Genomic DNA, 258 nt, shown 5'->3' on the forward strand with positions numbered 1-258 from the left:
TTGATGCTCTCGCTGAAGAAATTGAAGAATATGATTTAATCCAGTCGATTCCCGGTATTGGTCCTAAAATTGCGGCAACAATTTTATCAGAAATTGGGGAAATCGACCGTTTTGATCATCCCAAGAAACTAGTAGCCTTTGCAGGCATTGATCCAAGTGTATTCGCATCTGGAAAGTTTACGGCAACACGGAATCGAATTACCAAACGTGGTTCCCGGCAACTTCGTTATGCACTAGTTATGGCCGTCCAGTGTGGAC

General features: G+C 43.4%; 1 protein-coding gene. It reads left to right on the forward strand.

All coding sequences use genetic code 11. The features are described 5' to 3' along the window. A partial coding sequence (locus GQY27_RS21355; protein ID WP_160037259.1) for a transposase occupies window positions 1-258 on the forward strand: 258 nt, incomplete at both ends.

The sequence above is a fragment of the Paenibacillus sp. An7 genome, assembly GCF_009870785.1.
GTDB lineage: Bacteria > Bacillota > Bacilli > Paenibacillales > Paenibacillaceae > Paenibacillus.